The organism is Kitasatospora sp. NPDC092039, assembly GCF_044756065.1.
In the GTDB taxonomy this organism is placed as follows: Bacteria; Actinomycetota; Actinomycetes; order Streptomycetales; family Streptomycetaceae; genus Kitasatospora.
Map to the genome: position 1 here is coordinate 1 of NZ_JBIVSD010000026.1, position 24,397 is coordinate 24,397.

22 protein-coding genes are annotated in these 24,397 nt (G+C 73.4%); 13 read left to right on the top strand and 9 right to left on the bottom strand.

Features of this window, described 5'->3' with window-relative positions; all coding sequences use genetic code 11:
* Nucleotides 1-347: 347 nt before the first annotated feature.
* The 5 genes from ACIQI7_RS34710 to ACIQI7_RS34730 all read left to right on the top strand — a co-directional run bounded on the left by ACIQI7_RS34710 (nt 348) and on the right by ACIQI7_RS34730 (nt 6,314).
* A complete protein-coding gene (locus ACIQI7_RS34710; RefSeq protein ID WP_401117828.1) occupies nt 348-1,406 on the top strand; it encodes an aKG-HExxH-type peptide beta-hydroxylase in 1,059 nt (352 codons plus the stop codon).
* Nucleotides 1,407-1,747: 341 nt separating this feature from the next.
* Entirely contained in the window at nt 1,748-1,933 is a 186-nt protein-coding gene (locus tag ACIQI7_RS34715) for a hypothetical protein (RefSeq protein ID WP_049660424.1), read from the top strand.
* Between the two features lie 55 nt (nt 1,934-1,988).
* A complete protein-coding gene (locus tag ACIQI7_RS34720; protein ID WP_401117830.1) occupies nt 1,989-4,394 on the top strand; it encodes an FxsB family cyclophane-forming radical SAM/SPASM peptide maturase in 2,406 nt (801 codons plus the stop codon).
* A 158-nt stretch (nt 4,395-4,552) separates the two neighbouring features.
* The gene (locus tag ACIQI7_RS34725; RefSeq protein ID WP_401117832.1) at nt 4,553-5,266 is read left to right on the top strand and encodes an aminoglycoside N(3)-acetyltransferase; all 714 of its coding nucleotides are present in this window, start codon (nt 4,553-4,555) and stop codon (nt 5,264-5,266) included.
* Between the two features lie 544 nt (nt 5,267-5,810).
* Complete coding sequence (locus ACIQI7_RS34730) at nt 5,811-6,314, top strand: GNAT family N-acetyltransferase (protein ID WP_401117834.1); 504 nt, start codon at nt 5,811-5,813, stop codon at nt 6,312-6,314.
* A gap of 46 nt (nt 6,315-6,360) precedes the next feature.
* Here ACIQI7_RS34730 and ACIQI7_RS34735 read toward each other — a convergent pair whose 3' ends face one another.
* The 3 genes from ACIQI7_RS34735 to ACIQI7_RS34745 are packed head-to-tail and all read right to left on the bottom strand — an operon-like array spanning nt 6,361 to nt 7,678.
* A complete protein-coding gene (locus ACIQI7_RS34735; protein WP_401117836.1) occupies nt 6,361-6,558 on the bottom strand; it encodes a DUF397 domain-containing protein in 198 nt (65 codons plus the stop codon).
* Nucleotides 6,559-6,608: 50 nt separating this feature from the next.
* Entirely contained in the window at nt 6,609-6,806 is a 198-nt protein-coding gene (locus ACIQI7_RS34740) for a DUF397 domain-containing protein (RefSeq protein WP_401117838.1), read from the bottom strand.
* Between the two features lie 2 nt (nt 6,807-6,808).
* The gene (locus tag ACIQI7_RS34745; protein ID WP_401117840.1) at nt 6,809-7,678 is read right to left on the bottom strand and encodes a helix-turn-helix domain-containing protein; all 870 of its coding nucleotides are present in this window, start codon (nt 7,676-7,678) and stop codon (nt 6,809-6,811) included.
* Between the two features lie 168 nt (nt 7,679-7,846).
* Between ACIQI7_RS34745 and ACIQI7_RS34750 the strand changes: the two genes are divergently transcribed.
* Nucleotides 7,847-8,215 (top strand): ATP-binding protein, encoded by a 369-nt coding sequence (locus ACIQI7_RS34750; RefSeq protein ID WP_401117842.1) that lies wholly within the window; start codon nt 7,847-7,849, stop codon nt 8,213-8,215.
* The gene (locus ACIQI7_RS34755; RefSeq protein ID WP_401117844.1) at nt 8,212-8,454 is read left to right on the top strand and encodes a hypothetical protein; all 243 of its coding nucleotides are present in this window, start codon (nt 8,212-8,214) and stop codon (nt 8,452-8,454) included. The genes ACIQI7_RS34750 and ACIQI7_RS34755 overlap by 4 nt, the downstream gene beginning before the upstream one ends.
* Before the next feature lie 192 nt (nt 8,455-8,646).
* Here the strand turns inward: ACIQI7_RS34755 and ACIQI7_RS34760 are convergent, their stop codons facing one another.
* Nucleotides 8,647-10,119, bottom strand: coding sequence for an MFS transporter (locus ACIQI7_RS34760; RefSeq protein WP_401117846.1), 1,473 nt, complete (start codon nt 10,117-10,119; stop codon nt 8,647-8,649).
* A gap of 75 nt (nt 10,120-10,194) precedes the next feature.
* Here ACIQI7_RS34760 and ACIQI7_RS34765 point away from each other — a divergent pair, with 75 nt between their 5' ends.
* Nucleotides 10,195-10,590 carry a MarR family winged helix-turn-helix transcriptional regulator gene (locus ACIQI7_RS34765; protein WP_401117848.1) on the top strand — a complete coding sequence of 132 codons (396 nt, stop codon included), beginning with the start codon at nt 10,195-10,197 and terminating at the stop codon, nt 10,588-10,590.
* 87 nt (nt 10,591-10,677) lie between these two features.
* Here the strand turns inward: ACIQI7_RS34765 and ACIQI7_RS34770 are convergent, their stop codons facing one another.
* Nucleotides 10,678-10,872, bottom strand: coding sequence for a DUF397 domain-containing protein (locus ACIQI7_RS34770; protein ID WP_401117850.1), 195 nt, complete (start codon nt 10,870-10,872; stop codon nt 10,678-10,680).
* 197 nt (nt 10,873-11,069) lie between these two features.
* Between ACIQI7_RS34770 and ACIQI7_RS34775 the strand changes: the two genes are divergently transcribed.
* The 3 genes from ACIQI7_RS34775 (at nt 11,070) to ACIQI7_RS34785 (ending at nt 17,684) form a co-directional block, all read left to right on the top strand.
* On the top strand, nt 11,070-12,641 hold the full coding sequence (locus ACIQI7_RS34775; RefSeq protein WP_401117852.1) for a TIR-like protein FxsC: 1,572 nt from the start codon (nt 11,070-11,072) through the stop codon (nt 12,639-12,641).
* A complete protein-coding gene (fxsT, locus tag ACIQI7_RS34780; RefSeq protein WP_401117854.1) occupies nt 12,638-16,645 on the top strand; it encodes an FxSxx-COOH system tetratricopeptide repeat protein in 4,008 nt (1,335 codons plus the stop codon). The genes ACIQI7_RS34775 and fxsT overlap by 4 nt, the downstream gene beginning before the upstream one ends.
* Nucleotides 16,646-16,715: 70 nt before the next feature.
* Nucleotides 16,716-17,684 (top strand): 2-hydroxyacid dehydrogenase, encoded by a 969-nt coding sequence (locus tag ACIQI7_RS34785; RefSeq protein WP_401117856.1) that lies wholly within the window; start codon nt 16,716-16,718, stop codon nt 17,682-17,684.
* Here the strand turns inward: ACIQI7_RS34785 and ACIQI7_RS34790 are convergent.
* The 3 genes from ACIQI7_RS34790 to ACIQI7_RS34800 form a co-directional block, all read right to left on the bottom strand.
* Nucleotides 17,655-18,551, bottom strand: a complete 897-nt coding sequence (locus ACIQI7_RS34790) for an alpha/beta fold hydrolase (protein WP_387760043.1) — start codon at nt 18,549-18,551, stop codon at nt 17,655-17,657. The genes ACIQI7_RS34785 and ACIQI7_RS34790 overlap by 30 nt on opposite strands.
* Before the next feature lie 23 nt (nt 18,552-18,574).
* Nucleotides 18,575-19,492 carry a DUF4231 domain-containing protein gene (locus ACIQI7_RS34795; RefSeq protein ID WP_401117858.1) on the bottom strand — a complete coding sequence of 306 codons (918 nt, stop codon included), beginning with the start codon at nt 19,490-19,492 and terminating at the stop codon, nt 18,575-18,577.
* A gap of 273 nt (nt 19,493-19,765) precedes the next feature.
* Nucleotides 19,766-20,530 carry a sugar isomerase domain-containing protein gene (locus tag ACIQI7_RS34800; RefSeq protein ID WP_401117860.1) on the bottom strand — a complete coding sequence of 255 codons (765 nt, stop codon included), beginning with the start codon at nt 20,528-20,530 and terminating at the stop codon, nt 19,766-19,768.
* 220 nt (nt 20,531-20,750) lie between these two features.
* Here ACIQI7_RS34800 and ACIQI7_RS34805 point away from each other — a divergent pair, with 220 nt between their 5' ends.
* The gene (locus tag ACIQI7_RS34805; RefSeq protein WP_401117862.1) at nt 20,751-21,443 is read left to right on the top strand and encodes a metal-dependent transcriptional regulator; all 693 of its coding nucleotides are present in this window, start codon (nt 20,751-20,753) and stop codon (nt 21,441-21,443) included.
* A gap of 418 nt (nt 21,444-21,861) precedes the next feature.
* Here ACIQI7_RS34805 and ACIQI7_RS34810 read toward each other — a convergent pair whose 3' ends face one another.
* Nucleotides 21,862-22,575: a bifunctional DNA primase/polymerase gene (locus tag ACIQI7_RS34810; protein WP_401117864.1), complete on the bottom strand. Its 714-nt coding sequence runs from the start codon at nt 22,573-22,575 to the stop codon at nt 21,862-21,864.
* Nucleotides 22,576-22,881: 306 nt separating this feature from the next.
* Here ACIQI7_RS34810 and ACIQI7_RS34815 point away from each other — a divergent pair, with 306 nt between their 5' ends.
* The gene (locus ACIQI7_RS34815) at nt 22,882-24,258 is read left to right on the top strand and encodes a transcriptional regulator (protein ID WP_355251029.1); all 1,377 of its coding nucleotides are present in this window, start codon (nt 22,882-22,884) and stop codon (nt 24,256-24,258) included.
* The last annotated feature ends 139 nt before the right edge of the window (nt 24,259-24,397 follow it).

A 24,397-nucleotide genomic window follows, 5' to 3' on the forward strand; every position in this document is an offset into this window, starting at 1 on the left:
GGGGAGCGTTGGCAGTCTGAAAATCACCCGTCACGCCCCTCTCCGCACCCACCCCCTGCGCCGCCCCCTTCCGCAGCGCGTCCCTCTCGCTGGGGGAGGGAGGGGGCGTGGGTGGGTGGGGGAGGTGGGGGATGCCCTGCTGGGGGGGTGGGGAGGTGGAGGGATGCCTGCTGATGGGTGAGGGCTGGGGGATGGGGTGTGGGGCGGGTGTGTAGCGGGCGCGCGGGCTTTCGCCCTGCGCGCCCGCTGGGGGTCGGCCGTTCGGGTTATGGGGCGTCGTCGGGCGGATTGTTCGGGGTGGCGGGGGGAGACTGCGGGGCGGATGGGGCCGGTGCGGAGGAGGAGCGGTGGCGGGTACGGGTGAGGTGGTGGCGGCCTGGGTGCCGGGTGCGCGGGGGGCGAACGGGCTGCCGCGGCACGGTGTGGACCGGGGGACGTTCCGGGCGATCGCGGGGGCGCGGGGTGGGGCGGAGGCGGTGCGGCTGCTGCGGGCGGGGCAGTTGAGCAAGCGGGCGCTGCTGTTGCTGGCGTTGCGGCGGGCGGTGCCGGAGCACGAGGGCTACCGGGAGGCGTACGACCGGGTGCGGGCCTTGCAGCGGGAGGACCGGGCGCGGTGGGAAGCGGCTCTGCTGCGGCCGGAGTTGGACGCCTGGGCGGCCGACTGCCTGCGCGGTGCGGCGGCGGGGGAGGACGTTCCGCTGGGCGAGCTGGGCGAGTTCCTCCGTCCGGGCCCCGGGCCGGTCCTCGCGCTGGAGTGCGACGGGCTGCGTTGGGAGCCGTCGGTGGACCACTGCGGGCCGCGCCGGGTGGACTACGGGCGGCCGCCGGCCGGTCCGCTCGGCCGTGCCGAACTCGCGCTCTGGGAGGGCGGGTTGACCGAGGCATGGGACATCCTGGTGCGCCGTCACCGCCGCCACGCCCAGGCGGTCGCGGCCTGCGTGACCACCGTCGTGCCGCTGCGGCCGGCTCCTGGCGGGGAGGCGGTCAGCGCTGCCGCTCGGCGGGCGTACGGCGCGGTGGCGGCCTCGCTGCCGGGCGATCCGGTGCTCCTCGCACTGGCCCTGGTGCACGAGTTCCTGCACGTTCAACTCGGCGCGCTGCTGGACCTCGTGCCGCTGCACCGGCCCAACGGCCCGGCCGTCCACCACGCCCCCTGGCGGCCGGACCTGCGCCCGGCCGGGGCGCTGCTCCAGGGGGCGTACGCGCACCTGGGGGTGGCGGACTTCTGGCGGGCGGAGGCGGCGGCCGGGGGGAGGGGTGCCGAACGCGCGTACGGGGAGTTCGTCCGGTGGCGGGCGCACACCCTGAGTGCCGGGGAGACGCTCCTGGGCTGCGGTGAACTGACGGTCAGCGGCGTGGAGTTCACCGAGGAGCTGGTGCGGACCGTCCGGGGGCTGGGGGAGTAGGCCGGCTCGGCGGGCCGGGGGAACGCAGCAGGCGCGGCGGGTGCTTTGGCCGGATGGGGCGGTTGTCCGGGGCGTTCGCGGGGCACTCCCGGGGTGTGCCCGGCTTCCGGTCCACATTTTCGCCCCCGCGACACGCTTCGGCGTGCGCCACGGCGAAGTGCGCGACCGCTGAACGGGTGAATTCTGGGGGTGCATCGCGCTGTCGTACGACGTAGGCCGCCTGGGGAGCCCAACTCGGGTCCGCAAGGTGCCGCGCGGAGCCTTCGCGGGCACTACATTGGTCGCAACCGGGTGGGCCTACCCACCCTCGGCAGGTCCTAACCGCGCCTAAGGAAACGAACATGACTCCGGTAACCAGCACCAGGCCGGCCGGCAAGCTCACTGACCCTCAGGAGACGCCGGAACGCCCCTCGCTCGCCGATCTCGCCGCGCTCGGCGCGGAAGAGCTCGCCTCCCGGCTCCAGCGCGCGCTCCCCGGCGCGGACTCCGGCCTCGTGCCGGTCGCGGCCTTCAACTCCTCGATCTGACCGACCCGGAACGCCGAGCGGAACCAGACCGAGCCGAACCGAACAGTCCAGCTCCATGACGACGTCGAATCCGCTGCCGTTGACGCAGTTCGTGGTCAAGATGCACAGCAGGTGCGATCTGGCCTGCGACCACTGCTACGTCTACGAACACGCGGACAGCAGCTGGCGGTCCCGGCCGAAGGTCATCGCGGACGGGATCATGGCCAAGGCCGCCGAGCGCATCGGCGAGCACGCGGCCGCCCACCGGCTGCCCGCCGTCCGGGTCGTCCTGCACGGGGGAGAACCCCTGCTCGCCGGCCCGGACCGGTTGCGCCGCGCCGCCACGGCGCTCCGGGCGGCGCTCCCGCCCGGCTGCGCGCTCGACCTGCGCATCCACACCAACGGCGTGCTGCTGAGCCGGGACTTCTGCGCGCTGTTCGCGGAGCAGGACATCAAGGTCGGCATCTCGCTGGACGGCGACCGGGCCGCCAACGACCGCCACCGGCGGTTCGCCGACGGACGCAGCAGCCACCCCCAGGTGCTGCGGGCGGTCGCCCTGCTGAACGAGCCCGCGTACCGGCACCTGTTCGCCGGGCTGCTGTGCACCATGGACGTCGAGAACGACCCGGCGGCCGTGTACCGGGCGCTGGCCGAACTCCGCCCGCCCGCCGTGGACTTCCTGCTCCCGCACGCCACCTGGGACGAGCCGCCCAAGCGCCCCGCCGCGCTGGGCGCCACCCCCTACGCCGACTGGCTGCTGACCGTCCACCGACTGTGGGAGGCGGACGGCCGGCCCTTCTCGGTCCGGACCTTCGAGTCCGTGCACCGGACCCTGCGGGGGTTCTCCAGCCTCACCGAGTCGCTCGGCCTGGAGCCCTCCGACCTGGCCGTCCTGGAGACGGACGGGACCTTCGAGCAGGCCGACAGTCTGAAGACGGCGTACGACGGCGCACCCGCCACCGGGATGGACGTCTTCGCGCACAGCCTCGACGACCTCGCCCGCCACCCCGGCATCGCCGCCCGCCAGTCCGGCCTGGCCGGGCTCGCCGAGGCCTGCCGCGCCTGCTCCGTGGTCCGCTCCTGCGGTGGCGGGCTGTACGCCCACCGCTATCGGAGCGACGATGGGGGAGGCAGCTTCGACCATCCCTCCGTCTACTGCGGTGATCTCATGACGTTCATCAACGGCGTTGCGGGGAGCGGGAGTCCGGTCGGCGTTCCGGCGCAGGCGGTCGAGGCCGCGCCGCCCGGTGCCGAGCCGCTGCTGCCCGCCGCGCTCACCCCGTCGCAACTCGACGAACTCGCGCGCGGATACGGCGGCACGGAGACCGTCGCCGCGCTCGGCCGCTCCCAACTCGCCCTCACCCGGGCGCTGCTGGCCGCCGCCTGGGACGCCTCCGGACAGGGGCGGGCCGAGGCGTGGGCCCTGCTGGCGGAACTCGACGCGGCGGCCCCCGCCGCCGTGGACACCGTGCTCGCCCACCCGTACGCCCGTGTCTGGGCGGCCCGCCGGCTCGCCGGGGACCTCGCCGTCGGACTCGGCCCGCTGGCCGCGCTCACCGCGGCGGCCGCGGTACGGGCCGGGCGGGGGGACGCGGTGGCCGTGCCCGTCCGCGGCGGACGGCTGCACCTGCCGACGCTCGGCCGGATCGCCGTACCCGACGGCGAGGCCGTGGTCACCGGACGGGCGGACGGCTTCGAGGTGCGCGCGTCCGACGGCTCGGTGCACACCGTGCCGGACGAACCGCTGCGGCGGATCCGGCTGGCCGACGGCTGGACCGTCGCCCTGGAGGACACCGACCCGCTGCGCGACTGCCACGACCACCCGGTGGCGGAGCGCCTCTCCGCGGGCGAACTGCTCGACTGGACGGGCGCGTTGCGCGAGGCCTGGGAGCTGCTCGGGCGCGACCTGCCCGGGTACGCCGAGGGCATCCGGGCCGGCCTGACGACCGTCACCCCGCTGCGGCCCGGCCCGACCGGCCGGGACGTCAGCTCGGCGGCCCGGCAGGCGTACGGCGCGGTCGGCATCGCCCGGCCGGCCACCGCGCCGACCCTCGCCCTGCTGCTCGCCCACGAGTTCCAGCACGTCAAGCTCGGCGCGGTGCTGGACCTGACCGACCTCTACGACCGCGCCGACCCCACGCTCTACTTCGCCCCCTGGCGGCCCGACCCCCGGCCGCTCGAAGGGCTGCTCCAGGGCACGTACGCCCACCTGGCCGTCACCGAGTACTGGGGCACCCGCACCCTCGCGTACGACGGACTGCCGGGCACGGCCGCCGACCGGGCGCGGGAACAGTTCGCGCTCTGGCGGCGGTACACCGCCGAGGCCGTGGAGCGGCTGGCGTCGTCCGGATCCCTGACCGGGACCGGCCTGCGCTTCGCCGACGGCATGCGTGCCACCGTGGCACCCTGGCTCGCCCTGCCGCTGCCCGCCGCCGCCGAGCAGGCGGCGGACCGGGTACGGCGGGAACGGGCCGGGGTCTGACCTCCACCCGCCGCCGCCCCGGGACCTCCCCCGCCCGGGGCCCTCAACCCCGGGGAGACGCCATCCTCACCGAATCCCGCGCCGGCGGCGCCGCCGTCGCCTCCCCCGTCCACCCGCTCGTCCACGACCTCCTCGGCCTCGGGGTCCGCCCGGGCACGGTGCTGCACGTCCAGGCGTCCCTGCGAACCCTCGGACCGGTGCCCGGCGGGGCGGCCGGTGTGGTCGGGGCCCTGCTCGACGTCCTGGGCCCCGACGGCACCCTGGTCGCCTACACCGCCACGCCCGAGAACTCCGCCACCTCACGCATCCACCAGTCCGCCACCGCCGGGCTCTCCCCGGCGGAGCTGGCCGAGTACCAGGCCCGGATGCCCCGCTTCGACCCGGCCACCACCCCGGCCTCGCCCTCCATGGGGGCGCTGTCCGAGGCGGTCCGGTCGTGGCCGGGCGCGCTGCGCAGCCGCCACCCGCAGACCTCCTGGGCGGCCGTCGGCCGGCTCGCCCGGGAGGTCACCGCCCACCACCCGCTGACCTCCCACCTCGGCCCGGAGTCGCCGCTCGGGCGGCTCTACGACCTGGACGCCCGGGTGCTGATGCTCGGCGTCCCGATGGGCCGCTTCACCGCCTTCCACCTGGCCGACCTGCGGATGCCCGACGTGGCCGTGCGCGAGTACCGCTGCGTCGGGACGGACGGCTGGACTACCTTCCGGGCCCCCGACCTGGACGACCTCCACTTCGACCGCCTCGGCGCCGAGGTCCTGCGCACCGCCCGCGGCATCACCACCGGCCGCATCGGCGCGGCGGAGTGCCGGCTCGTGCCGGTCCGGGAGGCCGTCGACCTCGCCGAGGGCATCCTGCTCCGCAGCCGCCCCTGAAACCCGCGCGTGGTCCCCGCCCCTGCGCTCCGATCCCACCCCGCCGCCCCAGCCCCGCCCGCCGCTCCGGCTCCGCCGGAGCGGCGGGCGCTTCCGTGCGTGAGAAGTCGGCCAGGCCGACTTCTCACGCCCAAGGGCGCCTTCATTTGAAGCTCGGCGACGGCGACGGCCCGTGCCCCAGGGCCCTGGGGCACGGGCCGAGAAGCCCTACCTCCGTAGGAAGTCGGCCCAGCCGACTTCCTACGTCACGGGTCGTCGCCACGGCTTCCCGAGAGCTGTCGGTGGTCGTTCCTCGTCCGCGTCGGGGAGAATCCCTCTTCGCCGTAGCACCTGGTGACCACGGCGGACTCGTCGAAGGCCCAGCGTCGGCTGCTCGGTGGTGTCGAGGACGGAGACCTCCTCCCAGCGATGGCGGTTCTTGGTGTAGCTCCAGCTGGGTTCGAACCGGAGGTACGGGGCCGACGGGGCGCTTGCGGGAGCTGTGCGGCCGGCAGGGGAGAAATGCAGGAGAGTCGGCGGGCGGGTGGTGTTACGGTCGGGCGCCATGAGCTGGCTTCCCGATGACTTCGTCCATCCCGTTCAGGTGCCGCTGCTGGGCGGCGCCTATCACCTGCGGCCGGTCCGGGAGGCGGACGCTCCGCTGGACTACCCGGCCGTGATGGGATCGCGCGAGCGGCTGTTCAGCATTTTCGGGCCGGCCTGGGGATGGCCCGCCGCCACCATGACCTACGAGGCCAACCAGGCCGATCTGCTGCGGCACGCGAAGGAGATCGCCGCACACCAGTCCTTCAACTACGCGCTGTTCGACGCGGCGGAGACGGCCGTGCTCGGCTGCGTCTACATCGACCCGCCGGAGAGGGCCGGCGCGGACGGTGAGATCTCCTGGTGGGTGGTGGACGAGCTGGTGGGCAGCGAGGTCGAGGAGGCGTTCGACGCGCTCGTGCCGCAGTGGATCGCCGCCGACTGGCCGTTCGAGCAGCCGCGCTTCCTCGGCCGCGAGATCTCCTGGGCGGACTGGGCTGCTTTGCCGGAGCACCCCGGCGCGTGAGCCGGCTCCGTCCCCCGGGGCCTTGGCACGGGGGACGGGGCGGTGGTCAGGCTTCGATGAAGTGGTCGAACTCGCCGGCCTTGGCGCCGTGGATCCAGGCGTGGAGCTTGGTGTGGGTGGTGGTGACGATGTGTGTGGGGTCGTCGGACTCGCGAATGTAGACCAGCTCACCGTCGGAGGCGATCTCAAGGCAGTTGGTGTTGGTGCCGCTGAAGCTGGACTTCTGCCAGTTGAGGTGGGTCATTCTTACCTGCCCTTGACGAGTGAGCCGACTGGACCCCGGTACCGCGATGGTCAGGCTTCGGCGAAGTGGTCGAACTCGCCGGCCTTGGCGCCGCGGATCCAGGCGTGGAGCTTGGTGCGGGTGGTGGTGACGATGTGGGCGGGGTCGTCGGACTCGCGGATATAGATGCGGTCGCCTTCGGAGGCGATCTCTACGCAGTTGGCCTGGTCGCCGCTGGAGCTCGACTTCTGCCAGATGAGCTGGCTCATGGTCACCTTCCTTGGACCTTGTAACGGATGTGCTGGATCAAGCCCATCGAGTCACGATAGGTGGCGGACGGTGCCGGAGCGGAAACTGACAGGGGAGGAAGAGCCAGTCCCCTGACCCGGTCGAACTTCTGGTCAAACGCTGCCACCGACTCAGGATCTCCTACGAAGGTGGAGCCATGGGGATGTTCGAGAAGAACCGTGTGCAACCGCGCGTGTGATCCCCGGGCAAGCATGAACGGGGTATCGGTCGACGTGTAGGTAGTGCAGTCGAACGGGAGGATCTGGATCGTCACGTTGGGCAGCTGGCTCATCTCGATCAGATGGGTCAGCTGGTCGCGCATGACGATAGGGCCTCCGTACATCATGTGCAGGGCGGCTTCGTGGATCACTGCCCGGAGCGGAGGCGCGTTCTCACCCGTCAGGAGCCCTTGGCGCTGACGACGGAACTCGACCTTCCTGTCGTTGTATCCATGGATGACCTCGCTGTAGGCCTTGGTCTGCAAGAGGCCGGGGATCAGGAGTGTCTCGTAGGTGTCGAGGGCCGTGGCGTTGGCCTCCACCTCGGCCAGATCGAGGGCTGGAGGGATCACGTCGTGCTTGAACTCGGTCCACCAGCCCTTGCCCGAACTCTCGCTCATGGCGATGAGGCCGGCGCGGTACGCGGGATCGGTGACATTGCAGATGTCGAGCCAGGCACTCAGCCGCTCAAGGTTGAGCCCGAGCCTGCCAGCCTCGGTGTGGCTGATGTTCGGGCCTTTCACGCCGAGAGCTTGGCCGATCTCCAGAGCTGAGAGGCCTGCGGCGTCTCGAACACGACGAAGTTCCTCGCCAAGGCGGCGCTGTCGTTCGCTGATCCCAGTCCTGAACCCCATGAGGTGCCCCTTCGCGCGATCGATGCCTACGCAAAGTGTAGATGCATGTGCGGAGCGTGTTGCAGAGTTGAGGGATATTCCCCTACAGTTCAATAACACAGCCGACCGGATGGGTCGTCAGTAGTGCCTGTCTGTACGGCATTCCTCTGCACCGCTGGGAGATTCCCCATGTGTGACCCCCACCTCAACTCCCCCTCCCTCACCGTGTCCCGCGAGGTGTTGCGCGACGCGATGTTGCGCGCCGGGTACCCCGACTCCTCCATCGGGGATGCCGAACTCGCCATGATGGAGCTCGTCGTGAACGCGTGGCGGCACGGGGCGACGCTCTCGCCCGTCGTCACGGTCGTCTACTCCGGCAACACCCTCCGCGTCACGGTCGCGGACCGTAGCTCCGAACTGCCGAAGTGTCAGAAGCTCGACCTCCGGGCCGAATCCGGCCGTGGGCTTCAGCTGGTGGAGGGGCTCACCCACCGGTGGGGCGCCGAGCCGCAGAAACTCGGGAAGCGGGTCTGGTTCGAGCTGGACTCCGTCGCGTGAACGCCCTCCATCCCATCCATCCCGCCGACCCGGCCATCCACCACCTCACCAGCCGCGAACTTGCCGACCTCATCGTGGAACTCCGGACCGAGAGCCGCGAGTTCGGTCTGCTCTGGCCGTCCGCCAAGCCGGGTGAGACCATCCTGAACGGCCGGGTCCTGGTCTCCCTCGGCAGCGTTCCGGCCAGCACCGTGATCAACCTTCTCGCACTCCTGCGCGAGTTCAAGCGCCACCGTTGACCGGCGCACGCGGGCCCCGTTCGGCGAACGGGGCCCGCGCCCGTGTTCTCCGTCCCTGAAGCCGGCGTCGAGGATTCCGCTGCCGTGCAGCTGCTTCGCCAGGGTGTTGGAACTCCTGGCCCGGCAGGCCGAGGCCGATGCGCGCAGGAAGTCGGCCCGGCCGACTTCCTGCGCAGGGCCCAAGGGGCAGGCTCAGGAGTCCCGTCCGGGGGCGCGGGTGAGCCGGTGCAGGCCCAGGGCGATGGCGACGGCGAGGGCGGCGCAGACCGCCACGGCGAGGAAGCCGTGGCCGACGCCGGTGGTCAGCGCGTCGGGGGTGGCCGCGCCGTCGCCGTCCAGGGAGGCGGCCAGGACGGTGCCGATCACCGCGATGCCGAGGGCGGCGCCGCTCTCGTTGAAGGTGTTCAGCAGCCCGGAGCCGACGCCGGACTCCTCGGGGCGGACGTGGGCGGTGCCGATCCCGTACAGGGGGACGAAGCAGGTGGGCAGGCCGGCCCCGATGACGGCCAGCGCGACGACGGCGACGGCCGTGGTGGCCGGCCCGGTGGCGAGGACGGCGGCACCGGCGATCTGGGTGAGCGCGCCGACCAGGTAGGTCAGGCCCGGGCCGACGGCGCCGATGAGCCGGGGCACGACGGAGGCGAAGAACAGCGCGGCCAGGCCCATCGGCAGCATGGCGAGGCCGGTGGCGAAGGCGCTCATGCCGTGGGCGCCCTGGAAGTAGTTGCTGGCCAGGTAGGAGCTGCCCATCATCACGATCGCGGCGAGCAGCAGCCCGAGGCTGCTGAGCCAGTACGTCGGGACGCGCAGGAGGTGCAGCGGGAGCAGTGGGTCGGACGCACCCAGCTCGGCCCGGGCGACGCCGGTGAGCAGGACCGCGGACAGGCCGAGGCCGGCCCATGCGGGGGCGGAGGTCAGGCCGTCCTGCAGCCGGATCAGGCCGAAGGCGAGGCAGGCCAGGCCGGCCGTGGCGAGGAGGGCGGTGGGCAGCCGCAGCGGGCGCCGGCCCTCGGAGCGCTGGGCCGGCAGGCTGCGCAGAGCGGTGATCGCGGAGGCGAGGCTGATCGGGATGTTGATCAGGAAGGCCCAGCGCCAGCTGACGGCGGAGACGGCCAGCCCGCCGAGGACGGCGCCGAGGATGGCGCCGATCACGCCGAGGCCGCTCCAGGTGGCGAGGGCGGCCTTCCGCTGCTCCTCGTTCCGGTACACCGTCACCACGATCGACAGGGCGGCGGCGGAGAGCACCGCGGCTCCCAGGCCCTGGAGCGCGCGGCCGGCGATCAGCCGGCCCTGGTCGCCGGCGAGGCCGCACAGGACGGAGGCGGCGGCGAAGGTGGCCAGGCCGGCCAGGAAGGCCCGGCGCCGCCCGACGACGTCGGCGACCCGGCCGCCGAGGAGCAGCAGGCTGCCGTACACCAGGACGTAGGCACTGACCGTCCACTGGAGGGCGGTCCGGTCGGCGGGGAGCGCGGAGCCGATCGAGGGCAGCGCCACGTTCACGACCGTGGAGTCCAGCATGACCATCAGCTGGGCCACGCCGACGGCGGCCATCGGCAGCCAGGAGGTCCTGGCGGGTTCCGGTTCGTGGTCCGTCGGCCTCCGTCCGGGGCCTCGGGTGCGGTCGTTCTGCGGTTCGGCGGCCATGAGTGAGGTCGCGTCAGTCATCGGTGCTCCTTTCCGAGGCGACAAGATACATGCGCATGAATCGACATGCCAGGGGGTCGGATCTAGACTCGGAGCGTGGCGAACACTCCCCTGACCGATCGGTGGCTGTCCCTGGTGCGCGTCTGCGCGCAGCTGAACCAGCGGATCGAGCACGCGTTGTCCGACGAGTTCGGTCTCTGCGTGAGTGCGTACGAGATCATGGAGGTGCTCTGGGCGGAGCGGGAGTGGGTCCGCCCGGGAGAGGTCGCCTCCCGCACCTCGCGCAGTCAGCCGCAGGTCTCCCGGCTGGTGACGCAGCTGGTGGAGGCGGGGTACGTGGACCGCAGGCCCTCGCCCGGCGACGGCCGGGGCCACCAGATCCAGCTCACCGACGCGGGGCGGGAGGTCTTCCGGCGGGCGGCGGCCGTCGTCGACGGGCGGCTGCGGCGGATCGCCGACGAGAGCGCCGACGCGCGGGTGTGGCTGGCCTGAGCGCAGCCGCCCGGGCCGAGCGAAGACCGCGTCCCGTCCCGGCTGGGCGAGACCGCGTCCCGCCACAGCCCGGCCGGGCCGGCCGGGTCAGGCCACGAAGTGGTCGAACTCGCCGGCCTTGGCGCCCCGCACCCAGGCGTCGAACTTGACGCGCGTGGTGGTGACGATGTTGGTGGGGTCGTCGGACACCCGGATGTAGACGTGGTCGCCCTCGGAGGCGATCTCGATCCAGTCGTCCTTGTCGCTGCTGGTGCTGGACCTCTGCCAGTCGAGGTGGTCCACAGGTGCCCTCCTGGTGGTGCGCGGCGGCCGGAACGAGGGTACTGCTCCCAGTGCACGGGTCGCGGCATCGTTTCGGTCATGTCAATTCGTGCGAGACGTTGTGCTATTCCATTGGGGTGTCAGTCGTTCCTACACTGAAGCCCCGCCGCACGGGGGCTGCGGGAGGCAGGTTGCCGACGGGCCCGGGGGAGGCGCGTGTGACTGACCGGGGCTGGGACGAGGACGACGCCCGGCCGTACTTCTTCCTCTCCTACGCGCACACCCCGAAGGCCGGTGCGCGGGGCGCGGGCGATCCGAACCACTGGGTCAGGCAGTTGTACCGGGACCTCTGCGAGGCGGTGCTCCAGCTCACCACCGTCCCGGACGGGGTCGCGGTCGGCTTCATGGACGAGTCCATGCACCAGGGCGAGCTGTGGGCCGACCGACTGTCCGAGGAGCTGGCGACGTGCCGGGTCTTCGTGCCGCTCTACTCCCCGAGGTACTTCAACAGCGTTCCGTGCGGCCAGGAATGGCACGCCTTCACCCGCCGGCCGGTCTACCCGGCGAACCTCGACTCCGAGCGCACCAGCGGCATCGTCCCGGTGCTGTGGGCGCCGATGAGCCGCTACCGGCTGCCCGACGTGGCCAGCGAACTCCAGTTCAACCACGCGAGCTTCGGTCCCGAGTACGCCACCGAGGGCCTGTACGCGCTGATGAAGCTCAGCTACTTCCGCTCCTCCTACGAGTTGGCCGTGCACCGGCTGGCCGCCCGGATCGTGCAGGTCGCGGAGGAGACGGTGATCCCGGTCGGGCGGCGGCTGGAGTTCAACACGCTCCCGAGCGCGTTCAACGTCACCGCTCCGACCAAGCAGCTGCGGATCTCCGTACTCGCCTACCACCAGCACGAGTTGCCCGCCGACCGCAGCCCCGACTACTACGGCGAGCGGCGCACCGACTGGCACCCGTACCAGCCGGTCGGCTCGCCGATCGCGCAGCACGCGGTCCGGCTGGCACGGCAGTTGGGGTTCCAGCCGACCGTGCACGAGTTCGACGACGAGGTCGAGTCGATCATCGGCGGCAACGCCGAGGCGCCCGGCCTGCTGCTGCTCGACCGCTGGGCGCTGCGCGACCCGCGCCGGCGCGAGCTGGTCCGGCGCTTCGACCGTTCGGACGCCGCCTGGGTGAGCATCCTGGAGCCGTTCAACAGGGACGACCCGGAGTGCGCCGAATGCGCGGACGAGCTGGGCGAGCTGAGCGACGAGGCGCTGCGGATCAGCCGGCGGGCCAGCCGGCCGAGCTTCCTCGGCGCGACCGGCCCGACCGGGCTGCACACCCTGGAGGACTTCGACGACGCCCTGCCCCGGGCGGCGATGAAGGCCAAGTACGCGTTCGAGGGCCGCACCAGGGCCGAACCGGAGGAACCGCCGTCGCCCCGACCGAGCCTGCGGGAGGCGTTCCGCCGCGGGGGAGGCGGGTACGGACCGGACGGAGCGCCGGTGGACCCCTTCGAGGAGGACGAGGAGCGCGGCGACGACGGCGGCCCCCACCGGGAGCAGCACCGGCCCCGAGCGCAGGACCCGTACCGGGAGCAGAGCCCGCCCCGAGCGCAGGACCCGCCCCGAGCGCAGGACCCGCCCCGGGGACAGAGCCCGCCCCGAGAGCACGACCCGCACCGAGAGCAGAGCCCGCACCGAGCGCAGGACCCGTACCGCGAGCACGACCCGCACCGCGACGACGGCGATGAACCCGATGACGGGATGGCGCCCTTGGGAGGACGAGGACCGCGATGACTGACAACCGCACCAGGAACCTCCGCCTCGGCGGGCTCACCTCCGCCGACCTGGCCGCCCAGCGGGAGGCCGAGCGGCAGGCGGCGGAACAGCACCGCAACGGCCGGATCATCACCTTCTACTCGTACAAGGGCGGCACCGGCCGCACCATGGCGCTGGCCAACACTGCCTGGATCCTGGCCGCCAACGGCTTCCGGGTGCTCACCGTGGACTGGGACCTGGAGGCGCCCGGCCTCGCCAAGTTCTTCCACCCGTTCCTCGACCCGGCCTCGCTGGCCGGCACCACCGGCATGATGGACCTGATCGCCGAGTACCGCGAGGAGGCGCTGCGCCCGGTCGAGCACGCCGAGGGCTGGCACCTGGACTTCGCCCGGGTGCACCCACACGCGCTCTCGCTCACCTGGCCGTACTTCCCGGCCGGCGGCAGCCTGGACTTCCTCTCCGCGGGCCAGTTCAACCGCGACTACTCCGAGGCCGTCACCCACCTCGACTGGGACATCTTCTACGACCGCTTCGACGGCGGGCAGTTCTTCGACGCCCTCAAGGCCGACATGGCCAAGCGCTACGACTACGTGCTGATCGACTCGCGCACCGGTCTGTCCGACATCGCCGAGATCTGCACCGTCCAGATGCCCGACGACCTGGTGGTCTGCTTCACCCTCAGCGACCAGTCCATCGACGGCGCCTCCCGGATCGCCCAGCACATCCACGACCGCTACCGCGAGCGCGGCATCCGCATCCTGCCCGTCCCGATGCGCATCGACGAGGGCGAGAAGGAGAAGGCGGACGCCGGCCGCGCCCTCGCCAGGGTCCGCTTCGACGGGCTGCCGGCCGGCCTGAACGGCGAGGAACTCGCCCAGTACTGGGGCTCGGTGGAGATCCCGTACCGGCCGTTCTACGCCTACGAGGAGATCCTCGCCACCTTCGGCGACCAGACCGGCACGCCCACCTCGATGCTGGCCGCCTGCGAGCGCCTCACCTCCGTGATCACCGAGGGCCGGGCGGCCGGCCTGCCGGCGATGGACGAGGAGGTGCGGCTGCGCTACGTGGACGCGTTCACCCGCCGCCGCCCGTCCGTGCCCGCCGACCTCTACCTCTCCTACGTCCCCGAGGACCGGATGTGGGCGGACTGGATCGAGTCCGTCCTGACCAGGGCCGGCTTCCGGGTGCTGCCGCGCGACCTCAGCGCCGGCACCGACCCGCGCGAGGAGACCGAACGCGGCATCGACTCCGCGTACCGGACGGTCGCCGTGCTCTCGCCCGCCTACCAGCGCTCCCCGCAGGCGCGGGCGCTGTGGGAGTCGGTGGTCAGCTCCGACCCGTCCGGCACCCGGCGCCAGCTGCTGCCGGTCCGGGTCGGCGACGTGCGGCTCACCGCGCCGTTCAGCAACCGCAACCCGGTCGACCTGGTCGGCCGCGACGAGGCCCAGTCGATCCAGAGCCTGCTGCGCGCGCTCGGCCGCGGCGACGCGCCGCTCGACGACGCGCCCAGCGGCGGCCCGCGGTTCCCCGGCAGCAAGCCCTCGGTGTGGGACGTCCCGCCGCGCAACCCCTCCTTCACCGGCCGCGCCGCCGTCCTGGAGCAGCTGCGCAACCAGCTGCGCGGCGGCATGGCGGCCGTGCTGCCCACCCCGCAGACCCTGTACGGGCTCGGCGGCGTCGGCAAGACCCAGGTGGCGCTGGAGTACGCCCACCGCTTCATGTCCGACTACGACCTGGTCTGGTGGATCGACGCCGAGCAGACCGAGCTGGTCGCCCCGGCGCTCGCCGAGCTCGCCCGCCGGCTGGGCCTGCGGGTCGGCGACTCGGTGACCGAGGCCGCCGAGGCGGCCCGCGAGGCGCTGCGGCGCGGCGTGCCCACCTCGCGCTGGCTGCTGATCTTCGACAACGCCGACGAGCCCGCCGAGATCCGCCGGTTCTTCCCCGGCGGGTCCGGCCACATCCTGGTCACCTCCCGCAACCAGGCCTGGACCGGGCACGCCGAGGCGCTGGAGGTCGACGTCTTCACCCGCGGCGAGAGCGTCGAGCACCTGTGCCGGCGCGCCCGCAGCCTCTCCCGCCCGGACGCCGACCGGGTCGCCGAAGCCGTCGGCGACCTGCCGCTGGCCGTCGAGGTGGCCGCCGCCTGGCTGGACACCACCGGCACCCCGGTGGAGGCCTACGTCTCCCAGCTGCACGCCGAGGCCGCCCGCGCGCTGGCCGTCGGCCGCCCGGCCGACTACCCGACCCCGGTCGCCGCGACCTGGAACGTGTCGATCGGACGGCTGCGCCAGCAGTCCCCGGCGGCCGTCCGGCTGCTCCAGCTGTGCGCGTTCTTCGCGCCCGAGCCGATCTCGATGAACCTCTTCTACAGCGACCAGATGATCCGGGCGCTGGTGAGGTTCGACGCCGACCTCAGCGACAAGTTCATGCTGGGCAAGGTGATCCAGGCGATCGGCCGGTACGCGCTGGCCAAGGTCGACGCCGGCAGCAACAGCTTCCAGGTGCACCGGCTGGTCCAGGCGGTGATCCGGGCCGGGATGACCGACGAGGAGCAGGAGATCGCCGTCCACGAGGTGCACCGCATCCTCACCGGCGCCCGGCCCGTCCTCGGCGACACCGACGACCCGGCCAACTGGCCCGCCTTCGACGAGATCTGGCCGCACCTGTCGCCGTCCAAGGCGCACAACTGCGACGAGGCGGACACCCGCCAGCTGCTCATCGACCGGGTCCGCTACCTGTGGAAGCGCGGCGAGCTCGACCGCGCCCGCGACCTCGGCCACGCCCTGGACGTGGAGTGGACCGGCAAGCTCGGCGAGGACGACCGGCAGACCCTGCTGCTGCGCTTCCAGCTCGCCAACGTGCTGCGCTCCCAGGGCAATTACGGCGAGGCGCTGGCCCTGGACGAGGACACCCTGGAGCGCCAGCGGGCGCTGCTCGGCGAGCACCACCCGTACACCCTGATGACGGCCGGCTCGCTCGGCGCCGACCGCCGGGCGCTCGGCCGGTTCCAGGCCGCCCTCGACCTCGACCGCGAAATCCTCGACCAGTTCCGGGAGTTGTTCGGCGACGACAACCCGCGCACGCTCTCCATGGCGAACAACCTGGCGATCGACTACCGGCTGGTCGGCGACAGCGAGGCGGCCCGCGAACTCGACCAGGAGACCCTCGACCGGCGCACCGCCGTACTCGGCCCCAAGCACCCCTACACCCTGTCCACCAAGTCCAACCTGGCCCGCGACCTGCGCGAACTCGGCGACTACCGCGGCTCGGTGGACCTCCTCCAGGAGGTCACCTCCGACCTCGGCGACGTGCTCGACCCGGACCTGCCGGAGAACCTGCGCAACGCCAAGTCGCTGGCCGTCTCGCTGCGCCGGATCGGCCAGCTCGCCGAGGCCCGCCGGATCACCAAGGAGACCTACGAGCGCTACCTGGAGCGCTACGGCGCCGACGCCCCCGACGCGCTCGCCTGCGCGCTCAACCTGGCCGCCGACCACAGCGCCTCCGGCGACAAGGAGGCCGCCCGGGACCTCTGCTCCACCGTCTTCGAGGGCCACCGGCGGCTGTTCGGCGACGAGCACCCGTTCACCCTGGCCTGCGCCAACAACCTCGGCATCTACCTACGGGGCAGCGGCGACGTCCAGGGCGCCATCGAGCGCGGCCGGCTCACCGTCGAGGGGCTGACCCGCTCGGTCGGGCCGGAGCACCCGTACACCCTCAACGCGATGATCAACCTGGCCAACGCCTACGGCGACGACGGGCAGACCGACCGCGCCGAGCGGCTGGGCCGGGCCGCGTACCAGGGGCTGTGCGACCGCTACAGCGCCCAGCACCCGGACGCGGTGGCCTGCGAGGCGAACCTGGCGATCACCCTGCGGGCGGGGGGCCGGCACACCCAGGCCGCCGAGCTGCGGGCGCGGGCGATCTCCGAGCTGATCCGGCAGTTCGGCGAGGAGCACCCCAACACGGTCGCCGCGCGCGGCTGGAAGCGGATCAACCGCGACCTGGAGCCGCAGCCGGTCTGACGGGGGCCGGGGGCGGGGTACGCTGCCGAACCATGAGTGAGCGCAGCGAGCGAACCACCGAGGGGTGCGCATGAGCGAGCGGACCCCGCCCCCGGTCCTGGTCACCCGGCGCCTCGCCCCCGGCGTCGTCGAACGGCTCACCGCGCACCACGAGGCCACCTGCCACGACTCCGACCGGGCGATGGACCGGGCCGAGCTGCTGGACGCCGTCCGCGGCCGGCGGGCCGTGATCACCACCCTGGACGACCGGGTGGACGCCGAGTTCCTCGACGCGGCCGGCCCGCGGCTGGCCGTCGTCGCCAACCACGCCGTCGGGTACCACAACGTGGACGTGGCCGCCTGCGCCGACCGCGGTGTGCTGGTCACCAACACCCCCGGCGTGCTCACCACCGCCACCGCCGACATGGCCTGGGCGCTGCTGCTGGCCGCCACCCGCCGGCTCGGCGAGGGCGAGCGGCTGCTGCGCTCCGGCGCGCCCTGGACCTGGGCGCCGAACTTCCTGCTCGGCCTGGAGCTGGCCGGCACCCCGCTGGGCGTGCTCGGCATGGGCCGGATCGGGCAGGCGGTGGCCCGCCGGGCCCGCGCCTTCGACATGCCGGTCAGCTACCACAACCGCACCGAACTGCCGCCCGAGCTGGCCGAGGGCGCCGACTGGAAGCCGCTGGAGGAACTGCTCGCCACCTCCACCGTGCTGGTCGTCACCTGCCCGTTCACCGCCGCGACCCGGCACCTGCTGGACGCCCGCCGGCTCGCCCTGCTGCCGCGCGGCGCGGTGGTGGTCAGCATGACCGCCGGCGTGGTGGACGAGGAGGCGCTGGCCGCCGCGCTGGAGTCCGGCGCGCTGTTCGCCGCCGCCGTGGACAACTTCGAGCACGAGCCGGCCGTCCCGTCCGCGCTGCTCGCCCAGGAGCGCGCGGTGCTCGCCCCGCACCTGGGCAGCGCCACCGTCCGCACCCGGCAGGCGATGGGCGGCCTGGCGGTGGACAACGTGCTGGCGGTGCTCGGCGGCTCAGCGCCCCTGACGCCGGTACGGGCGTGACCCCGGATCGCCCCACCCCGCCGTCCAGGCCAGCGCGGTGGTCATCACCCGGAACGCGCCGAAGTGCGCGGCGCCGGGCTCCAGGAACAGTTCGGCGTCCGGGATGTGGTCGGCCAGCCAGCGGGAGTGGTCGACCGGGGAGAACTGGTCGTCCGCGCCGTGCCATAGCCAGGTCGGCACCCGGATCGACCCGACGTCGAACCCCCAGTCGGCGGTGAACGCCATCATGTCGTCGATCCAGCCGTCCGCGCCGTGCCGGAACGCCTCCCGGTAGTTGCTCTGGAGCATCCGCCGCAGCCCGCTGTCGGCCACCACCTCCCGGTCGGCGGCGGAGAGTTCGGTGCGCAGCCCGTTCAGCAGCCGGGCCGGGTCGTCCTTGATCTGCCGGGAGCGGAACTCCATCGAGTCGGTGATCCGGCCGTGCCCGCGTTCGGCCTCCTTGTAGGCGCGGACGTTGGACGGCGTCATCCCCGCGTACCAGTCCAGGCCGGCCGCGTCGCGCGGCGCGAGCCCGACCAGCACCGCCACCCGGCTGACCCGCTCCGGCAGCAGCGCCGCGCAGGCCAGCGCGTGCGGGCCGCCGCCGGAGCGGCCGAGCACCGCGAAGCTGTCCAGCCCGAACTCGTCCGCGATGGTCCGCACGTCCGCGGCCGCCGCGCTGACCCGGCGGCCGAACAGCCGGGTGGAGTCGCCGTAGCCGGGCCGGTCGTACGAGATCAGCCTGACGCCCAGCCGGTACAGCACGGTGCTGCGCGGGTGCGGGCCGACCCGGCTGCCGGGCATGCCGTGCAGCAGGAACACCGGACGGCCGCGCGGGTCGCCGAGCGACTCGACGGCGAGCGCGCGGTGGTCCGCCGTCTTGACCATCCGTAACGACACCTGCGGCCTCCTCAGTGATCCGGGTCGGTTGCGTGCTCCCGGTCGGTGGTGGTGCGCACCTCCCGGCGGGCCTGCCAGGTGGTGTGCTCGCGGGAGATCGCGTCCTCGGCGTCCCGGGCCAGGCGGGCCCAGACCTCCTCGGCCTCCATCGAATCCAGGTCCAGCCGGGCGAGTTGGCGCTGGATCTGCGCCAACTCCTCGGCTGCCAGGGCGTACGCCGCGGCCAGCGGCCGGTACTGGCGCAGCTGCGCCCAGGCGGCGACCGAGGCGGCCACCGCCGAGACCGTGCCCAGCGCGTCGTAGCCGAACGCGCCGAGCGCCCGCAGCAGGGCGAGCACCAGGCCGAGCGCGGGCAGCAGCACGCCCAGCACCCCGGCCCAGTACCCGGCGCGGGCGCAGTAGCGGGCCTTGGCGAGGTACCAGTCGTGCTGCAGCTGGATCCGCTCGCCCAGGTACACCTCGCGGCGCACCGCCAGCGGCTGCCCGCGCAGGTCGCGCATGGCCGGGGTGATCCCCACCCCGGCCTCCGGGACGGCCACCGGGCTGTCCCGGAACGCGCCGAGCACCCGGGCGAGCTGGAAGCGGTAGAGGCCCTCGGCGTCCGGCAGGGGGCGCGGCGGGGGCTGGTAGGCGTCGGCCCGGACGGCGTACTTCCAGGCCAGCGTCTTCACCGACTCGGCGGCGGCCCGGCCCTCGTACCAGAGGCCCTGCGGGTTCTGCCGGCCGGCCACCAGCGCCAGCGCGACCGCGCCGAGGTAGGCCACCGCCGCCGGCCAGGCCCAGGGCTCGCCGTCGGCCGAACCGGTCGCCGCGGCGACCACCAGCAGGGCCAGCTCCCAGGCGCAGAGCAGCACCGAGCGTCGCTGCCCGCGCAGCGAGGCCGCGTCGGCGGCCCAGAAGAACTCCGGCAGCAGGTCCCGCTCACTCACCCACCCGGTCCGTCCCGCAACAGACGCCATGTTCGGCCCCCACCAGTCGCTCCGGTCGCACCCTTTCCTGCCCCGGGCGGCTCGCCGGTACGCCTGGCGGCGCCCGGGGTGGCCGGATGTGGCCGGGAAGGCCCGCTGGTTGTCCGGTACTCCGCGTGTTCGACCCGGCACCCAGCGTGCGGGGAGGTGGCGGGGGCGCGCGGGGGCGGCGGGTGTGCGCGGGCGACCGGGCCGGTGCGGTGGGTCCGGTGCGGGTCAGTAGGTCGGGTGCGGTCAGTAGGTGTAGAAGACCCGGTCGGCGTTCTCGGCCATCTGCTTGGCGTTCCACTCGGTGCCGCCCGGGACGTTGCCGGAGCGGAACAGCGGCGGCGCGGGGCACTGCCCGGCGGCCGCCCGGTCGGCGAGCCGGCCGACCGCCGAGGCGACCACGGCCTGCATCAGCGCGCTGGTCACGACGGTGGAGACCGGGCCGAAGGTGGTCTCGGCGCCGGGGTGGGTCAGCTCGCCGTCGCCGACCGCGATCTTGCTGTCCAGCACCACGTCGCAGTGGTCCTTCAGGTAGGTGCCGGTCGGGTGCGCCGAGGGCACCTCGTCCGGGTACGCCAGCGAGGTCACCCCGACCACCTTGAGGCCGCGGTCCCGGGCGTACCGGGCCAGCTCGACCGGCATCACCTGGCGGCCGGAGAGCGAGATCACGAACAGCAGGTCCCCGGTGGTCGCCGGGGTCAGGTCCAGGGTGGCGGTGGCCAGCCCGGAGACCCGCTCCAGCGCGCTGGACAGCGGCGCGGGCATCACCGTCACCCCGACCGTCCCGGGGACGTTCAGCAGGTTCATCGGGACCAGCCCGCCGGCCCGGTAGACCACGTCCTGGGCCGCCAGCGCGGAGTGCCCGGCGCCGAAGGTGAAGACCCGTCGGCCCTCGGTCATCGCCTCCGCCAGCAGCGCGGCGGCGGCCTCGATGGTGTCGGCCTCCTCCTCGCGGACCCGCTGGAGGTGGGAGATCGCGGCGTCGAAGTACCGGCCGACCAGGTCGTTCATCTGCTGCCTGCGCTCTCTGCCGGTGGGGGATTCCGGCCGGGTGGGGTGGTCCGGGTGGTCCAGACCGCCGGGGAGAAAGCTCCGGCGAGCACGGTCGCGCTCCGGCGGCATCGTTGTCAACAGGAACAAAACGGGTCTCCGCAGCCCCGGGGCGGGCCCGGTTGTCGGTCCGGTACGTCAGAATTGGCGGTGAGGACACCGAAGAACGGAGCCAGCGGCGATGTCTGGGCTGATCGACACCACTGAGATGTACCTTCGCACCATCCTGGAGCTGGAGGAGGAGGGCATCGTCCCGATGCGTGCCCGGATCGCGGAGCGGCTCGAACAGAGCGGCCCCACGGTCAGCCAGACGGTCGGCCGGATGGAGCGCGACGGGCTGCTCCAGGTCGCCGGGGATCGCCACCTCGAACTGACCGAGGAGGGCCGCCGGCTCGCGGTGCGCGTGATGCGCAAGCACCGCATCGCCGAGTGCCTGCTCGTCGACGTGATCGGCCTGGAGTGGGAGCAGGTGCACGAGGAGGCCTGCCGCTGGGAGCACGTGATGAGCGAGACGGTCGAGCGCAAGGTGCTCGCCATGCTCGGCCACCCCACCCAGTCCCCGTACGGCAACCCGATCCCGGGCCTGGACGAGCTGGGCGACACCAAGGCCGAGGGGGAGGGCTTCGACGCCGGGCTCGTCGCGCTGGACACCGTCAAGCCGGGTGAGGCCGGCGCCGACGTGGTGGTCCGCCGGATCGGCGAGCCGATCCAGACCGACAGCGCGCTGATGAGCACCCTGCGGCGGGCCGGTGTCCGGCCGGGCTCCACGGTCAAGGTGAGCGCCGGCGTCGGCGGCGTGCTGGTCGGCACCGGCGACAACGCGGCGGAGCTGGGCAAGGACATCGCCCAGCACGTCTTCGTCGCCCAGGCCTGAGCCCGCGTCCCGCCGAAGGGGCGGAGCCGGTACAGCGAAGGGGCCCGCTGCTCCCCGTGCAGCGGGCCCCTTCGTCCTCCCCGTCCCTCCCTGCTCCCTCCCGTTCCCCTCCGTCCCCTCCGCTCCCCTCCACCGCCGCCGCCCGGCTTCCCCGTCCGAGCGCCCCTCCCGGCGTCCCCACACACCGCAATTCCTCCCCTCGGCCGATCATGGCAATCCTTGAGTGCTGTCACTCGTCCGAGGGGCTTCTACGGTTGACCAGCGGGTACACGGAAGCCTTATCCGGACATGCGTATGACGGGCCCCGTCCCCGGTGGGGGACAAGGCCCGTCACTCGCGCGCGTTGTGTCGCGCGGTGCGCGCCCTCACCCGATCGGCAGAGGGCGGCCGTCTGGTGGCCGGACGGAACCGGCCGGGTTCAGCCCACCGGCGCCGGCCGGGCGGCCCGGGCGGCCCGGGCCGAGGGCGCCTCGCGGCCGCAGGCGTACGCGAGCGGACTGATCAGTTCGGCGGCGTCCGGCAGCCAGCGGTTGAACGCGGAGGGGGAGCGGGCCCACTGGGCGTACCCCAGGGAGCCGATCCGGGACGGCGGGGCCACCGTCCAGTCGCCCTCGCCGCGGGCGACCAGGTCCAGCCGGCCGGGCGGCCAGCCGAGCCGGCGGAGCAGCTCCGGGAGCCTGGCCGCGATCCCGGGCAGCACCAGGAAGTGCAGCCGCCGCCCGATCCGCCCGGGTGCGGCGGGCTGGACGACGACCGGGCCGAGTTGGAGGTCCATCCGCTCCATCCGGGCGAGCGCCAGGCAGCCGGCCGTCTCCGGGACGTCCAGCACGTCGAACGAGCGCCCGGTGGGCAGCAGGACCGAGGCCTGCGGCTGCGTCGTCCACCAGGCCCGGACCGCGCCCGGCCCGGCGCTCGCCCGCCGCGTCCAGTCCGGGTCCAGCGGGTGGGCGCCCGGCAGCGTGCAGCGCCGGTCGTCGCAGGAGCAGCGGACGCCGCCGTCGCCGTCGTCGATCAGCCAGGCGCCCGGGGCCACCTCCCAGTGGCAGGCCTCGGCGTAGCCGACGGCTTCGACGAGCAAGGCGGGTACGGCGGCCGTCTCGTTCCGGCCCGAGGCGTCGGGGATGTCTTCCACGGGCTGCTCAACTACCGTGTGTGAGGCTGGTTACGGCCCGATGGCCCCCGGTTGGGTGCATCCCGGCAATGTCACCCGTTCCGGTTAGTCGACCGATTTGGTGGGGTCGAGGGCAGGCGCAGCGGGGGCGCACGGGAGCATTTCCCAGGGCGCAAGGGGGGTGCGGTTCGTCACCGTGGGTATCCCGCTGGCGTTGCTGATCGCTAACCTTGTGTCAGATTCCTTGGACGGTCGGACAGTCGGCAACAGATCAGCAGAATCGTCGCCCGCCGGCCGGGACCGGAGGGTGTGGGGAGGCGAAGCCCAATGGCCGCGAGACCACTCGTCGCACGACAGCCCAACGAGCGTCTACAGCAACTGATCCAGGAGGCCAGCTGCTCCAACGCCGGCCTGGCCCGGAGGGTCAACCTCTGCGGCGCCGAGCACGGGCTGGACCTTCGGTACGACAAGACCTCCGTCGCCCGCTGGCTGCGCGGGCAGCAGCCGCGCGGGCAGGCGCCGGCCGTGATCGCCGAGGCCCTCGGCCGCAAGCTCGGCCGCAGCGTGTCGGTCGAGGAGATCGGCATGGCGGACGGCAAGAACCTGAGCTCCGGCATCGGGCTCCAGTTCGCGCCCACCATCGGTGCCGCCCTGGAGCAGGTCTGCGAGCTGTGGCGCAGCGACGTCGGCCGGCGGGACTTCCTGACCGGGGCGACGGTGGCCGCCTCCGCGCTGGTGGAGCCCAGCCGGGACTGGCTGATCACCCCGCCGGACCCGGTGGTGGCGCGGGCCGGCGGCCCCCGGGTCGGCCCGACCGACGTGGCCGCGATCAGGGCGACCACCGCGATGCTGGTCGACCTGGACCACCGCTTCGGCAGCGGCCATGTGCGCCCGGTGGTGGTGCACTACCTCAACTCGGTGGTCTCCGGCTTGCTCGGCGGCGCCTACCGGGAGGAGACCGGGCGCCAACTCTTCGCCGCGGTGGCCCGGTTGACCGAACTGGCCGGCTACATGGCGGTGGACACCGGGCAGCCCGGGCTCGCCCAGCGCTACTACATCCAGGCGCTGCGGCTGGCCCAGGCCGCCGACGACCGCGGCTACGGCGGCTACGTGCTGGCCGCCTCGATGAGCCACCTCGCGGCCACCCTCGGCAACCCGCGGGAGATCGCCCAACTCGCCCGCGCCGCCCAGGAGGGCGCCCGCTCGGTGGCCACCCCGACGGCGATGGCGATGTTCTACGCCGCCGAGGCCCGCGGCCATGCCCTGCTCGGTGACGCCCGCTCCTGCGAGACGGTGTCGGCCAGGGCGCTGGAGATGATGGAGAAGCGCCGCCCGGAGGACGACCCGGACTGGATCGCCCACTTCGACGACGCCTACCTCGCGGACGAGCTGGCGCACTGCCACCGGGACCTGGAACAGGCCGGCCAGGCCGAGCACTACGCCCGCCGGGCGCTCGACCTGCACCCGCCGACCAGGGTCCGGCGCCGCGCGGTGGACCTCGTCCTGCTGGCCACCGCCCAGCTCCAGCAGCGGGACCTGGAACGCGCCTGCGAGACGGGCGCCCAGGCGGTCCGGCTGCTGAGCGGGCTGCGCTCCAACCGGGGCGTGGAGTACCTGGACGAGTTCCGGCGCAGGCTGGAGCCGTACCGGGAGCAGCGGGTGGTCCGCGAGTTCCACGCCCGGGCGGACGCGGAGGCGGCCTGAGACCCGGGCCGGCCGTGCCCGGGACGGCTTGAGCCCGGGACGGACGGCGGACGGCGGGGCGGCGGAGGCGGGCCGCGGATCGTCTGTGCAGGGAGCGTGACGGATGTCCCGCCCACGTGGTCACCCGGTGAGGCGAACC

Coding starts and splice junctions, on each gene's coding strand:
- ACIQI7_RS34800 (WP_401117860.1), bottom strand. CDS start 20,530: ATGAACGACCTGGTCGGCCGGTACTTCGACGCCGCGATCTCCCACCTC.
- ACIQI7_RS34815 (WP_355251029.1), top strand. CDS start 22,882: ATGGCCGCGAGACCACTCGTCGCACGACAGCCCAACGAGCGTCTACAG.
- ACIQI7_RS34735 (WP_401117836.1), bottom strand. CDS start 6,558: ATGACCCACCTCAACTGGCAGAAGTCCAGCTTCAGCGGCACCAACACC.
- ACIQI7_RS34785 (WP_401117856.1), top strand. CDS start 16,716: ATGAGCGAGCGGACCCCGCCCCCGGTCCTGGTCACCCGGCGCCTCGCC.
- ACIQI7_RS34750 (WP_401117842.1), top strand. CDS start 7,847: ATGTGTGACCCCCACCTCAACTCCCCCTCCCTCACCGTGTCCCGCGAG.
- ACIQI7_RS34790 (WP_387760043.1), bottom strand. CDS start 18,551: ATGGTCAAGACGGCGGACCACCGCGCGCTCGCCGTCGAGTCGCTCGGC.
- ACIQI7_RS34715 (WP_049660424.1), top strand. CDS start 1,748: ATGACTCCGGTAACCAGCACCAGGCCGGCCGGCAAGCTCACTGACCCT.
- ACIQI7_RS34740 (WP_401117838.1), bottom strand. CDS start 6,806: ATGAGCCAGCTCATCTGGCAGAAGTCGAGCTCCAGCGGCGACCAGGCC.
- ACIQI7_RS34745 (WP_401117840.1), bottom strand. CDS start 7,678: ATGGGGTTCAGGACTGGGATCAGCGAACGACAGCGCCGCCTTGGCGAG.
- ACIQI7_RS34805 (WP_401117862.1), top strand. CDS start 20,751: ATGTCTGGGCTGATCGACACCACTGAGATGTACCTTCGCACCATCCTG.
- ACIQI7_RS34720 (WP_401117830.1), top strand. CDS start 1,989: ATGACGACGTCGAATCCGCTGCCGTTGACGCAGTTCGTGGTCAAGATG.
- fxsT (WP_401117854.1), top strand. CDS start 12,638: ATGACTGACAACCGCACCAGGAACCTCCGCCTCGGCGGGCTCACCTCC.
- ACIQI7_RS34760 (WP_401117846.1), bottom strand. CDS start 10,119: ATGACTGACGCGACCTCACTCATGGCCGCCGAACCGCAGAACGACCGC.
- ACIQI7_RS34730 (WP_401117834.1), top strand. CDS start 5,811: ATGAGCTGGCTTCCCGATGACTTCGTCCATCCCGTTCAGGTGCCGCTG.